Annotated in this window: 14 protein-coding genes, 1 other RNA gene and 1 pseudogene; 7 read left to right on the top strand and 9 right to left on the bottom strand. The window is 67.4% G+C overall.

Features of this window, described 5'->3' with window-relative positions; translation table 11 throughout:
- From ffs to A5736_RS02710, 3 genes are all read left to right on the top strand, one after another.
- An RNA gene (ffs, locus tag A5736_RS02720) (signal recognition particle sRNA small type) lies at positions 1–82 on the top strand; the annotation flags it as partial.
- Between the two features lie 49 nt (positions 83–131).
- Positions 132–1,433, top strand: coding sequence for an aminotransferase class I/II-fold pyridoxal phosphate-dependent enzyme (locus A5736_RS02715; RefSeq protein ID WP_139333093.1), 1,302 nt, complete (start codon positions 132–134; stop codon positions 1,431–1,433).
- Between the two features lie 45 nt (positions 1,434–1,478).
- Positions 1,479–3,287 carry a DNA polymerase III subunits gamma/tau gene (locus A5736_RS02710; RefSeq protein WP_076244399.1) on the top strand — a complete coding sequence of 603 codons (1,809 nt, stop codon included), beginning with the start codon at positions 1,479–1,481 and terminating at the stop codon, positions 3,285–3,287.
- Between the two features lie 11 nt (positions 3,288–3,298).
- Here A5736_RS02710 and A5736_RS02705 read toward each other — a convergent pair whose 3' ends face one another.
- The gene (locus A5736_RS02705) at positions 3,299–4,612 is read right to left on the bottom strand and encodes a class I SAM-dependent methyltransferase (RefSeq protein WP_198938188.1); all 1,314 of its coding nucleotides are present in this window, start codon (positions 4,610–4,612) and stop codon (positions 3,299–3,301) included.
- Positions 4,609–5,946 carry an FAD-binding oxidoreductase gene (locus A5736_RS02700; protein WP_217695722.1) on the bottom strand — a complete coding sequence of 446 codons (1,338 nt, stop codon included), beginning with the start codon at positions 5,944–5,946 and terminating at the stop codon, positions 4,609–4,611. Before A5736_RS02700 ends, A5736_RS02705 begins: the two co-directional genes overlap by 4 nt.
- Positions 5,947–6,073: 127 nt before the next feature.
- Here A5736_RS02700 and A5736_RS02695 point away from each other — a divergent pair, with 127 nt between their 5' ends.
- Positions 6,074–6,511, top strand: a complete 438-nt coding sequence (locus A5736_RS02695) for an SRPBCC family protein (RefSeq protein ID WP_076059553.1) — start codon at positions 6,074–6,076, stop codon at positions 6,509–6,511.
- Here the strand turns inward: A5736_RS02695 and A5736_RS02690 are convergent.
- Positions 6,508–7,269: an Rv3717 family N-acetylmuramoyl-L-alanine amidase gene (locus A5736_RS02690; protein ID WP_217695721.1), complete on the bottom strand. Its 762-nt coding sequence runs from the start codon at positions 7,267–7,269 to the stop codon at positions 6,508–6,510. The genes A5736_RS02695 and A5736_RS02690 overlap by 4 nt on opposite strands.
- A gap of 98 nt (positions 7,270–7,367) precedes the next feature.
- Here A5736_RS02690 and A5736_RS02685 point away from each other — a divergent pair, with 98 nt between their 5' ends.
- Positions 7,368–7,721 carry a YbaB/EbfC family nucleoid-associated protein gene (locus A5736_RS02685; RefSeq protein WP_076125249.1) on the top strand — a complete coding sequence of 118 codons (354 nt, stop codon included), beginning with the start codon at positions 7,368–7,370 and terminating at the stop codon, positions 7,719–7,721.
- 13 nt (positions 7,722–7,734) lie between these two features.
- Positions 7,735–8,346: a recombination mediator RecR gene (gene recR, locus A5736_RS02680; protein WP_076059476.1), complete on the top strand. Its 612-nt coding sequence runs from the start codon at positions 7,735–7,737 to the stop codon at positions 8,344–8,346.
- Positions 8,347–8,415: 69 nt separating this feature from the next.
- Here recR and A5736_RS25815 read toward each other — a convergent pair whose 3' ends face one another.
- The 6 genes from A5736_RS25815 to A5736_RS02650 all read right to left on the bottom strand — a co-directional run bounded on the left by A5736_RS25815 (position 8,416) and on the right by A5736_RS02650 (position 12,754).
- Entirely contained in the window at positions 8,416–9,783 is a 1,368-nt protein-coding gene (locus tag A5736_RS25815) for a tetratricopeptide repeat protein (protein ID WP_139333092.1), read from the bottom strand.
- Positions 9,780–10,019, bottom strand: a complete 240-nt coding sequence (locus tag A5736_RS02670) for a type II toxin-antitoxin system RelE/ParE family toxin (RefSeq protein ID WP_076244394.1) — start codon at positions 10,017–10,019, stop codon at positions 9,780–9,782. The genes A5736_RS25815 and A5736_RS02670 overlap by 4 nt, the downstream gene beginning before the upstream one ends.
- Positions 10,016–10,264: a type II toxin-antitoxin system Phd/YefM family antitoxin gene (locus A5736_RS02665; RefSeq protein WP_076244392.1), complete on the bottom strand. Its 249-nt coding sequence runs from the start codon at positions 10,262–10,264 to the stop codon at positions 10,016–10,018. Before A5736_RS02665 ends, A5736_RS02670 begins: the two co-directional genes overlap by 4 nt.
- A 126-nt stretch (positions 10,265–10,390) precedes the next feature.
- Positions 10,391–10,822, bottom strand: a complete 432-nt coding sequence (locus A5736_RS02660) for a hypothetical protein (protein WP_076125252.1) — start codon at positions 10,820–10,822, stop codon at positions 10,391–10,393.
- A gap of 2 nt (positions 10,823–10,824) precedes the next feature.
- A complete protein-coding gene (locus A5736_RS02655; protein WP_076125254.1) occupies positions 10,825–11,532 on the bottom strand; it encodes a type 1 glutamine amidotransferase in 708 nt (235 codons plus the stop codon).
- Positions 11,525–12,754, bottom strand: a complete 1,230-nt coding sequence (locus A5736_RS02650; protein WP_076125256.1) for a Mur ligase family protein — start codon at positions 12,752–12,754, stop codon at positions 11,525–11,527. Before A5736_RS02650 ends, A5736_RS02655 begins: the two co-directional genes overlap by 8 nt.
- Positions 12,755–12,884: 130 nt before the next feature.
- Between A5736_RS02650 and A5736_RS02640 the strand changes: the two are divergent.
- Positions 12,885–13,556 (top strand): annotated as a pseudogene (locus A5736_RS02640) (DEDDh family exonuclease); the annotation flags it as partial.
- Positions 13,557–13,586 lie beyond the last annotated feature (30 nt).

The following is a 13,586-nucleotide window of genomic DNA, read 5'->3' as shown; positions in this document are numbered from 1 at the left end:
CGTCTATCCTGTGAACTCCCCCAGGGCCGGAAGGCAGCAAGGGTCAATGGGCTCTGTCGGGTGCGCGGGGTCCCCTATGTCCGGGGGCATTCATGACCCCGAAGCTCGTGCGATCAGCGAAAGGTCCCCTGGTGGCGTTCGATTCCCTCAGCCATGACGAGCTAGCGGCCCTGCACGCGCGCCACCAGCAGCAGTACGCGGAGCTGCAGGCCATGAAGCTGTCGCTGAACCTCACCCGCGGCAAGCCGTCCGAAGAGCAGCTGGACCTGTCCAACCGGCTGCTGACCCTGCCTGGAGAGGACGACTACCGCGACGAGGAGGGCACCGACACCCGCAACTACCTCGGCCAGCACGGGCTGCCGGAATTGCGGGCGATATTCGGCGAGCTGCTCGGCATTCCGGTGCCCAACCTGATCGCGGGTAACAACTCCAGCCTGGAGCTGATGCACGACATCGTCGTCTTCTCGTTGCTGCACGGCGGCGTGGACTCGCCACGGCCGTGGAAGGACGAGCCGAGCGTCAAGTTCCTGTGTCCCGTCCCCGGCTACGACCGGCACCACAACCTCACCGAGACCATGGGCATCGAGATGATTCCGATCCCGATGCTGCCCGACGGTCCCGACATCGACCTCATCGAAGAACTGGTTGCCGTGGATCCCGCGATCAAGGGGATGTGGGCGGTACCGGTCTTCGCCAACCCGACCGGCGTCACCTATTCGTGGGAAACGGCTCGCCGACTGATCCAGATGCGGACAGCCGCGCCCGACTTCCGATTGTTCTGGGACAACGCGTACGCGGTCCACACCCTGACCCACGACTTCGTCCGCCAGGTCGACGTCCTCGGGCTGGCGGCCAAGGCCGGCAACCCGCACCGGCCGTATGTGTTCGCGTCGACCTCGAAGATCACCTTCGCCGGCGCCGGCGTCAGTTTCCTGGGCGGTTCGTTGGGCAACATCGCCTGGTATCTGCAGTACGCGGGGAAGAAGTCGATCGGACCGGACAAGGTCAACCAGCTGCGGCATCTGCGCTTTTTCGGCGATGCCGACGGGGTCCGCCTGCAGATGATGCGGCATCAGCAGATCCTGGCGCCGAAATTTGCGTTGGCGCTGGAAATCCTGGATCAGCGGCTGGGCGAATCCAAGATCGCCTCGTGGACCGAACCCAAGGGCGGATACTTCATCAGCCTCGACGTGTGGCCCGGCACGGCGCGGCGGACCGTCGCCCTGGCCAAGGACGCCGGTATCGCGGTCACCGAGGCTGGCGCGTCCTTCCCGTATCGGAAAGACCCGGACGACAAGAACATCCGCGTCGCACCCACTTTCCCGTCGATACCGGACCTGCGTGCCGCCGTTGACGGGCTGGCGACGTGCGCGCTGCTGGCGGCCTCGGAGTCGATGCTGAACCTGGCACCGTCCGCGTCGAGTGTGCGCTGACGGCCAGTCGGGCCCGAGTCACCGGGCGTCGGTAGCCTGCTGAGCGTGGCCCTCTACCGCAAGTATCGACCGGCAACCTTCGCCGAAGTGGTGGGGCAGGAGCACGTCACCGAACCGCTGTCCATCGCCCTGGAAGCCGGCCGGATCAACCATGCGTATCTGTTCTCCGGGCCGCGCGGCTGTGGCAAGACGTCGTCCGCGCGCATCCTGGCCCGGTCGTTGAATTGCGCGCAGGGGCCGACGGCCAACCCGTGCGGCGTGTGCGAATCCTGCGTGGCGCTGGCGCCCAACGCACCGGGCAGCATCGATGTGGTGGAGCTCGACGCGGCCAGCCACGGCGGCGTCGACGACACCCGCGAGCTGCGCGACCGCGCGTTCTATGCGCCGGCGCAGTCGCGCTACCGGGTGTTCATCGTCGACGAGGCGCACATGGTGACGACGGCGGGCTTCAACGCGCTGCTCAAGATCGTCGAGGAACCCCCCGAACACCTCATCTTTATCTTCGCCACCACCGAACCGGAGAAGGTGCTGCCGACGATCCGCTCGCGCACCCATCACTACCCGTTCCGGTTGTTGCCGCCACGCACCATGCGGGCGCTGGTCGGGCGGATCTGCGAGCAGGAGGGCGTCGTCGTCGACGATGCGGTGTATCCGTTGCTGATCCGCGCCGGCGGCGGTTCGCCGCGCGACACGCTGTCGGTGCTGGACCAGTTGGTGGCCGGGGCCGAGGGCCAGCACGTGACGTATCAGCGGGCGCTGGGCCTGCTGGGCGCCACCGATGTCGCCCTGATCGACGACGCCGTCGACGCGCTGGCTGCTTCGGATGCGGCCGCATTGTTCGGTGCGGTCGAGTCGGTGATCGACGCCGGCCACGACCCGCGGCGCTTCGCCACCGACCTGCTGGAGCGGTTCCGCGATCTCATTGTGCTGCAAGCGGTTCCGGATGCGGCGAGCCGCGGCGTGGTGGACGCCCCCGAGGACGTGCTGGATCGGATGCGCGAGCAAGCGGCGCGCATCGGGCCGGCGGCGCTGACGCGCTACGCCGAGGTGGTACAGGCGGGGCTAGGGGAGATGCGCGGCGCGACGGCGCCACGCCTGCTGCTCGAAGTGGTCTGCGCGCGACTGCTGCTGCCCTCGGCCAGCGATGCCGAGGCGGCGCTGCTGCAACGCGTCGAGCGGATCGAGACCCGGCTGGGCGTTTCCATCCCGGCGTCAGAGGCGACCGCCGCGCCGCCGTCCCCGCCGCGGGCCGCCGCGCCCAGCCCGCCGCCCAAGCGGGCCGCGGCGCCCAAGCCCGCCCCGGTCCCGGAACCGGCTCCACCGCCGCCACCCGAAGCCGCGCCCGAGCCGGTCCCTGAAGCGGTCCCTGAATCAGCCTCTGCCCCAGGCGAACTCAACGCGTCCGCGGTGCGAACCATGTGGCCGACGGTGCGGGACAAGGTGCGCCAGCGCAGCCGCACCACCGAGGTGATGCTCGCCGGGGCCACCGTCCGGGCGATCGAGGACAACACGTTGGTGCTCACCCACGCCTCGGCGCCGCTGGCCAAGCGGCTGTCCGAACAGCGCAACGCCGACGTCATCGCCGAAGCGCTCAAGGACGCGCTAGGGGTGAACTGGCGAGTGCGCTGTGAGGTCGGCGCGGCGGAACCCGGGCCGAGCGCCCCGCCGCCCGCCAAACCCGACCCCCCCGCGGACGAGCCCGCCCAAGCGGATTCGGCTCAGCGGGACGAAGAGGAACACATGCTCGCCGAAGCGGGGCGCGACGAGCCGTCGGCGCCGCGCCGCGACCCCGAAGAGGCCGCGCTCGAGCTGTTACAGAACGAGTTGGGCGCGCGCCGCATCGACGGCGGCTGATCCCTTTCGGGTCACGGCTGCCACCACGGCCGCAGCGGCAGCTCGTCATCGCCCCATTCGTCGACGTTGGCCGCCAGCACGTGATGCAGTTGAAGGTTGTTGCGCTCGAAGGCCACTCGTGACGCCGCCATGTATAAGCCCCACACCTTGGCCGTGGGCAACCCGACCTCCTCGACCCCCTCGTCCCAGTGCTCGACCAGGTTGCGGCACCAGTCACGCAGCGTCATGGCGTAGTGATGCCGGAAGTTCTCCTCGTGCAACACCTCGAAACCGGCGTCCTGAATGTCGGTGACGATGCGGCCCGAGCCGGTCAGCTCCCCGTCCGGGAACACGTAGCGGTCGGTGAACCCGCCGGCGAAGGGGGTCGACTTGTTGTCGTGCCGGGTGATGCAGTGATTGAGCAGCAGCCCGCCGGTGCGCAGCTTCGACTTCAGGAAGCCGAAATAGGCGGGGTAGTTCTTGACGCCGATGTGCTCGGTCAGCCCGATGGAGGAAACGGCGTCGAACCCCGCCTCACCCACGTCGCGGTAGTCGGAGTGCCGGACCTCGGCCAGCTCCGCGAGCCCTTCGGCCTCGATCGCGTTTTTCGCCCACTTCGCCTGCTCGGCCGACAGGGTGGCGCCGACCGCCCGGACACCGCGGCGCGCGGCGTAGCGCACCATGCCGCCCCAGCCGCAGCCGACGTCGAGCAGCCGGTCGCCCGGTTGCAGCCGCAGCTTTTCGAAGATCAGCCGGTACTTGTTGTCCTGGGCCTCTTCCAGCGTCGCGTCGGCGGTGGGATAGACCGCGCAGGTGTAGGTCATCGACGGGCCCAGCACCCATTCGTAGAAGGTGTTGGAGACGTCGTAGTGATGATGGATCGCCTCGGCGTCCCGGGTCTTGCTGTGCAGCACGCCGTCGGCGACCCGCCGCCACCGGGGCGGCGCCTCCTGCGGCGGCGGCGCGATCGGCAACAGATGCTCGACGCCGATCGAGCGGACCACGTTGGCAAGCACCCGCGCCGACGGACGCTTGAAGTTGACCCGGTCGGTCAGCGCCTTGAGCAGCGGGTACGGATCGCCGGGGTGCACGCCGTGCGCCTGCAGATCACCCGAGACGTAGGCGCGGGCCAGGCCGAGTTCGCCGGGGGCCGTCGCCAGGTAGGTGGCACCGCGAGACGACCGCAGATCCAGGCCCAGCTCGGCTTCGTCGCTGCCGGCGGTGCTGCCGTCGTACGCGGTGAACTTCAGCGGCTGTCCCCCGGTGGCGGTGAAGATCTCCAGGATCTCCGCCATGCTCAATTTGCCCGACTTGGTGGGGCGTTCGGGCTCTCGTGTCGTTGTCATCGCCGTTGCACCGCCTTTGCATAGAGGTCGAGGAGACGCGAATCGGGATCGTAGGTCTTTTTGACTGTCTTGTAGGCCTCCCCACCGTAGAGTTCGTCAAACTCCTCGCGGGTGTAGAAGGAGTCGGAGTACAGCGACTTGTGCCCGTCGAGCTCACTTACCTTCGCCTCGATGGCCCGGTTGGTTGCGCCCTCGGCGGGGTCAGCGGCCGGCACCGAGGACCAGAACCCGATGTTGACGTAGGTGTGGTCGGGTCGCATGGGATACAGCGGCCAGCCTTCGTGATCGCGAAGCCGCAACGGGCACAACCAGATCGGTGTGATGGGCACGTTCTCGCCGAACCAATCCAAGAAGTCGACGACCCGTTCGATCGGCACCTCGACGTCCTGCACCACCCGTTCCCGCGCCGGACGACCGTTGCGCGCCTCGATGCGGTCGGCGATGCCGAAGCGCTGGTCCAGCGCGACGAGCTTCGAGTAGACGCTGCTGCGCCGGTAGCGGCGCGGCCACCAGCGGCGCAATCGGGGATTCTGCACGCCGAACGCGCGGGAACACCAAAACCAATCGGTGTCCCAGCGCCAGAAGTAGTCGTGAATCGTCAGCCGATCGTCTTTGGTGGCTTCGATGCCCGGCGCGTCGTGCTGGATCGAGCGGTAGTAGATGTCCTTGCCGGTGTAGTCGCTGACCGGGCCGGGGGTGGCGGTCCGCCTGCCGACGCACAGATAGCTTTCGTCGGCGCTGAACACCACGCCGTCGAGGTAGTCCACTTCGGTGCCGCCCTGCCCGCCGGTGTCGATGATGCGTTCCATCGCGGCGACCAGGTCGGGCAACGAGCGGAACCGGATGTGGCGCAGCGCCACAAACGGCGCCACCGGCTCCAGCTCGATGCGGAGCCTCGTCGAATACCCAAGCGTCCCATAGGAATTGGGAAAAGCGCGGAAAAGTTCGGCGTGCTGTCCGCGGGACGCGGTGACCAATTCGCCAGCGCCGGTGAGGATATCCATCTCCAGCACCGATTCGTGGGGCAGGCCGTTGCGGAACGACGCCGACTCGATACCCAGGCCACTGACCGCGCCGCCGAGGGTGATGGTCTTCAGCTGCGGCACCACCAGCGGCGAAAGCCCGTACGGCAGGGTCGCGGCCACCAGGTCCTCATAGGTGCACATGCCCGCGACATCGGCGGTGCGGGCGTCCGGATCGATGCCGAGCACCTGAGTCAGCCCGGAGGTGTCCAGGCCAGGCGCGTCACGTTTGGCGCGGGCACGGAACAGATTTGAGCTGGGCTTGGCGAGCCGGACCGCGGACGTTGCTGGGATGGACCGATAACTCGCCATCAACCGATCAACGCCCGATGTGTGAGCCGAGAGTGCAGATCCAGGGCTTGGCACCACATATACCCTAGTCTTCGGAAACAGCCCGTGCACCCGCGCGGGGCGGCATCGGAAAGAGGAGTTGCGCCTGATGGGCCAGGTGAGCGCGGCCAGCACGATCTTGATCAACGCCGAGCCGGAGGCCACGCTGGCCGCGGTTGCGGACTATCAGAACGTTCGCCCGAAAATCCTGTCCCCGCAGTACAGCGAGTACCAGGTCACCCAAGGCGGGCAGGGCGCCGGAACGGTTGCCAAGTGGCGGCTGCAGGCGACCAAATCACGGGTCCGCGATGTACAGGTGAACGTCGACGTCGCCGGCCACACCGTCATCGAGAAGGACGCAAACTCGTCCATGGTCACCAACTGGACGGTGGCTCCCGCGGGCCCGGGATCCAGCGTCACCGTGAAGACCAGCTGGACCGGTGCGGGCGGCGTCAAGGGATTCTTCGAAAAGACCTTTGCGCCACTGGGTCTGAAGAAGATCCAGGCCGAGGTGCTGGCCAACCTGAAAAAGGAACTCGAAAGCTAGCGCACCTGGCCCTGGGTGGCCAGGAACCCCGCGACGCCGCGGACCAGCGCGTCGGCGTACTTCTGCCGGCCCTCGGGCGACTCCATCAGCGCCGAATCCACGGGATTCTTCATGTTGCCGCACTCGACCAGGATCGACGGATACTGCGCCAGGTTCAGGCCGGCCAGATCCGACCGCCCGTAGAGTCCGTCCTGGCCAATGTAGTTGGAGGGCGGAATGCCCGACGCCTGCAACTGATCGCGCATGATTCGGGCGTACTGCACCGACGGCCCGGCCTGCGCCTGGTTGAGCGGCGGGGCCGAATAGTTGACGTGGAACCCCCGCCCGGACGGCGGGCCGCCGTCCGCATGGATGCTCAGGATCGCGTTGGGGCGCAACGCGTTGGCCGCGGCCGCGCGCGCGTCGACACACGCCCCCACGCCCGTGTCGTTGTTGCGGGACATGGCGGTGCGGACGCCGAGCGCGTTCAACGCGGCGCGGACCCGAAGCGCGGTGTCCCAGGTGAAGGTGTGTTCCATGTAGCCGGAGTTGGTCGACGTCCCGCTGGTCTGGCAGTCCTTGGTGCCGCCGCGGCCGGTCGGCACCTGATGCGTGATGGACGCGTCGTTGGAGCCGTTGTGGCCGGGATCGATGAACACGACCATGCCGGCGATGTTGGCGGGGACTCCCCACGCGCTGGGCATCACCGCCGTCGACGCGGCAACCAGCGCGCCGATCGTCATTTTGATCCCGACACGCCTGCTCACTCGTAGGTCCACGGCGCAAAGGTAACGTCGCGCGGTCTACGCTGAGTGTTTCGAATCGCCCGACATCCACAGGCGAAACCAACTCGAGACCAAGATGCGAGGGGATTGTCATGCAACCCGGAGGCGACATGTCGGCGCTGCTCGCCCAGGCGCAGCAGATGCAGCAAAAGCTCATGGAAGCGCAGCAACGGCTCGCGAACTCCGAGGTGCACGGGCACGCCGGCGGCGGCCTCGTCGAGGTCATCGTCAAGGGCAGCGGCGAGGTGATCGGGGTGAAGATCGATCCGAAGGTCGTCGACCCCGCGGACGTCGAAACGCTGCAGGACCTGATCGTCGGCGCCATGGCCGACGCTTCCAAGCAGGTCACCGCTATGGCGCAGGAGCAGCTGGGCTCGCTGGCCGGCGGCTTGGGTGGCCCGCCCGGACAGCCGCCGGCGCCGCCGACGCAAATGCCGGGGCTCTGAACTTCCCAACGCCATGTTCGAGGGACCCGTCCAGGATTTGATCGACGAGCTCGGCAAGCTGCCGGGTATCGGACCCAAGAGCGCGCAGCGCATCGCCTTCCACCTGCTGTCCGTCGAACCCGCGGATATCGACCGGCTGAGCGCCGTGCTGGCGAAGGTTCGCGACGGTGTGCGGTTCTGTGCGGTGTGCGGCAACGTCTCCGACGACGAGCGGTGCCGGATCTGTTCCGATACCCGTCGCGACGCGTCGGTGGTGTGCGTGGTCGAGGAGCCGAAGGACATCCAGGCCGTCGAGCGCACCCGCGAATTCCGTGGCCGCTACCACGTTTTGGGCGGTGCGCTCGATCCGCTGTCCGGCGTCGGCCCCGATCAGCTGCGGATCCGCGAGCTGCTGAGCCGGATCGGTGAACGGGTCGACGATGTCGACATCACCGAGGTGATCATCGCCACCGACCCGAATACCGAGGGCGAGGCGACCGCGACCTATCTGGTGCGGATCCTGCGGGACATCCCCGGCCTGACCGTGACGCGGATCGCGTCCGGGCTGCCGATGGGCGGCGACTTGGAGTTCGCCGACGAGCTGACGCTGGGCCGCGCACTCACCGGCCGCCGGGCCATGGCCTGAGCTTTACCAGGCCGTTGGCATATGTGCGGAGGACTGTTGAAATTGTGGTCGATCCCGGCATCGGATCAGTCAGCGATCGATGTATCCCGAGGAAATAAACCGCTCCAGTGCATCGGCATAGTTCATCAGCTCCGTGACGCGCACGGTTTTCCACTCACCCTCAAAAACTGCCTCGAGGTCCCATAGGTGTGCCGAACATGCTTCCGGGGGCGATGATCGAGCATCTTCAACCGCCTTGGCCGCCGCGTCGGTGTCACCGCATAGGTAGTGAGCGAGCGCAAGGTTTAGCCGAGTCATCTCTGCAGGTGCTGCCGGGTGCGGCGAGGCCAGCGCACTTTCGAAACATCGCCTCGCCTCTTCTGGGTCATCTGGGAGTAGACAAAAGCCCAGATTGTTCGCGACTCTTCCATCATCGGGTCTGGCCAATCCGATGGAGCGGTACATTGCGGCTGCATCAGATCGCTTTCCACGGTTGATGTTGTGCAGCGCGATAGAGGTGAACTCGTCGACACTAATCGGCCGATGCGATGCATCGTCGTGGCCATCAATGTGGCGGCAGCCGACTTCAGCGAGGTACCCGGCAATCTGTTGTTCGTCCACGACGCGCTCGCGCATGACGCCGGGCAGGCAGCAGCCTTTCCGCTCCAAATGCATATAGCGGTACTCTTGCCTCCACGACCCCGCCGTCCATCGATCCACGAATGTTTCGGTGAATCGCTCTACGAGCCATACGGTATCGGCGTCCCGGTGCTTAGGTATGTCAGCGACCTTGGCCTGGAGTTCGTCAGTGGATTGGTTGAGGCGGTGCCCCAGCAGATCAGCTACGGGTGCGCTGTGAAGCCACGCAATCAGGCATTCGGGGCCCGTTTCCTGAATCAGCACCAGCCATCCGTGGTAGGCATCGTTGTCGGCAGAGGCCTTGTCGACCCGGCGCAGAATTCCTGCGAGGATGTTCGGACCGATTCCGTGTCGCAGTACTTTGTCGAAGTCGATCCCGCGGTGCTCAAGTGCGTCCTGGATTTCCAATACCCGTTCCAGGTTGGGAGGTTCCAGCGGGTGTCCGGCACGCGAAAATTCGACTTTCAGTCCTACAAGGAGCGACGTGACGCTCCAGCTATCTACGGGTCGGCTCTGCTCCCGCAGGTACACCTGGCGTGCATCGAAGGGAATGGCGTCTTCGGCCGGTCCGCGTCTCGGGCGGGGCCGCGGTATCGCCTGCAGATCAGCACCCAGGCTCAGGGTGGCCGGTAGCTCGGTTGGAGGAAGGTTCTCGGCCAGGATGTCTCGACATTCCTCGGCGCATACGGGTCGGCCATCGTGAATCACATAGAAGGGGCACGTGGGCGTCAATTCAGGTGCATTGCATGCGTCGCTCATCGCCGCCAACGCAACGTAAAACAGTCGATCCTTCTTCTGTTCCCACGGCTCGGAGCTCACCGATATGTGTCCTTCCTGCCCCGAACGGCGAGTATGACCACAGCTGGTGCGCTGGAGTAGATGATGCGGTGTGTCCGGCCGAGTCGGACGGATCGCAGGCCCTCCAGTTTCCCCTTGAGCTTGTATCCGATGGACGGCTCGGATTCCAGCCCCTGAATTAGCGCCTCGGCCTTCTCTCGCAGGGCGGCTGGCAAGCCCTCGAGATCCTTCACCGCCCGCTTTGTCTTGCGCGTCATCCGTTAAGTTCCGCCTCGGCTTCAGTGATTGCTGCCATCGTGTCGTCATCGCTGAGGATGTTGAGCGTCTCCACCAGGGCTTCGTATTCTTCGAACGACAAAATCACTGCGACTGGCTTACCGTGCCGCGTGATCGTGTACTCGGTCGCGGTCTCCACAACGTCATCGATGATGGTCTTGATGTTGTCCCGAACTTCAGTCAGAGGCATCGTTTGGTTGCTGGTGGTTCTCTCCTGCGTGTCCATGAGCACAAATGTACAGTTTTCCGTACGTTTTGCAAGGCGCGGCGCGGCCGCAATCGCGAGATATGAAGGTCTGCGGTCTGCCGCGGCGTGTCGTTCACAGGTTTATGCGTCGAGGACTGACGTCCCTCAGACCTTGCTCAATTGGAATGACCTGGTAAAGGTCTTGCCCGGCTCGTCACCGCACCCGTCCGACGTCGTCGTCAGGCCTTCGCCGGCAAGCGACACCGCATCGAAGCTGTAAATGACGTTCACCGGGGCCGATGCGCCGTTTGGGCACCGCGCCTGGGCCGTGCCGCTGTGCGTCCATCGCCCGTTGGCGAGGTGGAATTCCCAGCTGATGACAAACGTCCCGCCATCTTGCGAGGTCGCCAGGGTGCAGTCCGAGCCGCATGGGACGAAAAGCCAGGCGGTCGGTTTGTCGCTGTCCTGGTAGAGCACGTTGTACCGGCCGTTCGGGACGTCGTAGTCGGCGTGCGCCGGTGTCGGCGATGCGACGAACACGGCAGCGCCGAGCAGTGCTGCGCCGGCGGCCAGCCGCGGGCTGATCTTCGCGCGCATGGTTAGCGCACCGCCAGTCGTTCGCGGCGCAGCAGCTCCACCTCGGGCAGCTGCAGCGGTTCCAGTTCGCCCACCACCTTGCTCAGCAGCAGGTCGGCCAGCTCCGGGTTGCGGGCCAGGCACGGCCCGTGCATGTACGTGGCGACCACACTGCCCTGGACCGCGCCGTCCATGCCGTCGCCGGCCCGGTTGCCCGCGCCCTTGACCACCGCGCCCAACGGTGCGGCCGCGGCCCCCAAAACCGTTCCGCCGCGGTGGTTTTCGAAGCCCGTGAGGCGCTGGGTCAGGCCGGCCAGCAACGGCTTGGTCACCAGCTCGCCGATGGTGCGCTTGTCCTGCGGTGCTGTCGTCAAATCCAGCATGCCCACCCCTTCGACCCGTTCCCCGGCCGATGTCTCGTACCAGTGCCCGAGCACCTGGATGGCCGCGCAGATCGCCAGCACGGGTGCGCCGCGGTCCGCCGCGCGCTGCAGTCCGGGGTGCCGGATGAGGTGCCTGGTGGCCAGCCGCTGCGCGTAGTCCTCGGCCCCGCCCAGCGTGTAGAGGTCCAAGGATTCCGGCACCGGATCGGCCAGCGTGATCTCGACGATCTCGGCGTCGATGCCGCGCAACCGCAGCCGCTGGCGCAGCACCAGGGCGTTGCCGCCGTCGCCGTAGGTGCCCATCACGTCGGGCAGCACCAGCCCGATCCGCACGCTCGAGTCAGCCATGGCGCGCCAATGCCCGCTGCAGCTGAAGGAACGCGGTGTAGTTGGCGACGACCTCCACCCGCCCCGGCGGGCACGACGCGATGGCCGCCACGGTGTCGTGCACCAGGGTGTGGTCGACGCCGGCATATCCCAGCCGCACCGCCAGGTCGGTGCCGCGTTCCCCGGCGGCGACTACCTGGGTGTCCTCGAAATGCTCGAAGCGCACGTCCCAGAGCCAGGACAGGTCCTCGCCGTCGGGCACCTGCCCGTTGACCGCGATGACCACGCCAGCCGCGTGCTTGTCCACCATCGACAGCGCCTCCTGCCAGCCCGCCGGATTCTTCGCCAGCAGGATCCGCGCATCGTGCGCGCCGACGCGGACCGTGCGGTAGCGCCCGGCGACCTCGTCGACCGCCGAGACGGCCGCGACGGCCCGGGCCGGGTCCGCGCCCAGCGCCACGGCGGCGGCCACGGCCTGGGCGGCGTTGCCGCGATTCACCGCGCCCGGCAGCGTCAACCGCATCGGCAGGGCCACGCCGTCGGGCCCGTACAACGTCTCGTCGTCGAACCACCACTGCGGGCTGGGCCGCTTGAAGTCGGCGCCGGTCGAATACCAGTGGCCGTGCTCGCGGACGATGACCTCGCCGCTGCGCGGACAGCTCACCGAGTCGTTCGCCCACGCCCCACCCGCGGCCACCCACACCACGTTCGGGCTGTCGTAGGCGGCCGACGTCATCAGGACGTCGTCGCAGTTGGCGACCACGACCGCGCGCGGGTGCCGGGCCAGGCCGGCGCGCAGCGTGCGTTCGATCACGTTGATCTCGCCTACCCGGTCCAGCTGGTCGCGCGACAGGTTGAGCAGCACGATGACGCTGGGTTCCACCGCATCGGAGACGTGCGGCACGTGCATCTCGTCGACTTCCAGGACCGCGAGCGGCGCGTCGCGGTTGGCTGCCAGTGCGGCGATCAGGCCGGCGTCCATGTTGGCGCCCTCGGCGTTGGTTGCGACGGCGCCGAGCGTGCCCAAGGCCGCGACGGTCATCCGGGTGGTGGTGGACTTGCCGTTGGTTCCGGTGACGACGACGGTGCGCCGGCCCGCGCCGAGCTGACGCAGGATCGAGCGGTCGAGCGTCATGGCGACCAGGCCGCCGATCATCGCGCCGGCCCCGCGCCCGGTGACCCGCGACGCCCACCGCGCGCTCGCTCCTGCGGCGAGTGCCAGGCGTGCGCGGGTGGTGACCACCCGCGCAGTTTAAGGGCGATCGCAAGCGCGGCGCTCGGCGCCGGGTGCCGCGGGTCGCCCTCATCGATTTAGTTGACGACACGGCGCGCAGCGAACCGGTGATGTCGGTCCGACGTGCAATCCTCAGGCTATGAACGGGGTGTCCTGGGGTCGCCCGGCAAGCGAGCCGGACGGGGGTTGGGCCGTCATCGACGTCGAGACATCGGGCTTTCGCCCAGGTCAGGCGCGGATCATCAGCCTCGCCGCGCTGGGCCTCGACGCCGACGGCAACGTCGAGCAATCCGTCGTCAGCCTGCTGAACCCGGGGGTGGACCCCGGGCCCACCCACGTGCACGGCCTGACCGCCGCGATGCTGGAGGACCAGCCGCAGTTCCGCGACGTCGCCGGCGACGTGATCGAGGTGCTGCGGGGCCGCACGCTGGTGGCCCACAACGTCGCCTTCGACTACGCATTTCTCGCCGCGGAGGCGGAGCTCGCCGAGGCCGAACTGCCGGTCGACAGCGTCATGTGCACGGTCGAGCTGGCCCGCCGCCTTGACCTCGGCATCGACAATCTGCGGCTGGAGACGCTCGCGGCGCACTGGGGCGTGACGCAGGAGCGGCCGCACGACGCCTTCGATGACGCGATGGTGCTGACCGGGGTGCTGGCGTCGGCGCTGGCGCGGGCGCGCGAACGCGACATCTGGCTGCCGGTGCGTCCGGTGACCCGCCGCCGCTGGCCGAACGGCCGGGTGACCCACGACGAGCTGCGGCCACTGAAGGTGCTGGCTTCCCGGATGCCCTGCACCAGCGGCCTGCCCGGGTCGTAGGGCCCCGGGTTCAAATACGGGCAG

It is taken from the genome of Mycobacterium sp. SP-6446 (assembly GCF_001954045.1).
Lineage (GTDB): Bacteria > Actinomycetota > Actinomycetes > Mycobacteriales > Mycobacteriaceae > Mycobacterium.
The sequence above is the reverse complement of the archived record's forward strand: the minus strand, read 5'-3'. Positions and strand labels throughout refer to the sequence as shown.

Coding starts and splice junctions, on each gene's coding strand:
- recR (WP_076059476.1), top strand. CDS start 7,735: ATGTTCGAGGGACCCGTCCAGGATTTGATCGACGAGCTCGGCAAGCTG.
- A5736_RS02665 (WP_076244392.1), bottom strand. CDS start 10,264: ATGGACACGCAGGAGAGAACCACCAGCAACCAAACGATGCCTCTGACT.
- A5736_RS02655 (WP_076125254.1), bottom strand. CDS start 11,532: ATGGCTGACTCGAGCGTGCGGATCGGGCTGGTGCTGCCCGACGTGATG.
- A5736_RS02660 (WP_076125252.1), bottom strand. CDS start 10,822: ATGCGCGCGAAGATCAGCCCGCGGCTGGCCGCCGGCGCAGCACTGCTC.
- A5736_RS02705 (WP_198938188.1), bottom strand. CDS start 4,612: ATGACAACGACACGAGAGCCCGAACGCCCCACCAAGTCGGGCAAATTG.
- A5736_RS02670 (WP_076244394.1), bottom strand. CDS start 10,019: ATGACGCGCAAGACAAAGCGGGCGGTGAAGGATCTCGAGGGCTTGCCA.
- A5736_RS02685 (WP_076125249.1), top strand. CDS start 7,368: ATGCAACCCGGAGGCGACATGTCGGCGCTGCTCGCCCAGGCGCAGCAG.
- A5736_RS02700 (WP_217695722.1), bottom strand. CDS start 5,946: ATGGCGAGTTATCGGTCCATCCCAGCAACGTCCGCGGTCCGGCTCGCC.
- A5736_RS02695 (WP_076059553.1), top strand. CDS start 6,074: ATGGGCCAGGTGAGCGCGGCCAGCACGATCTTGATCAACGCCGAGCCG.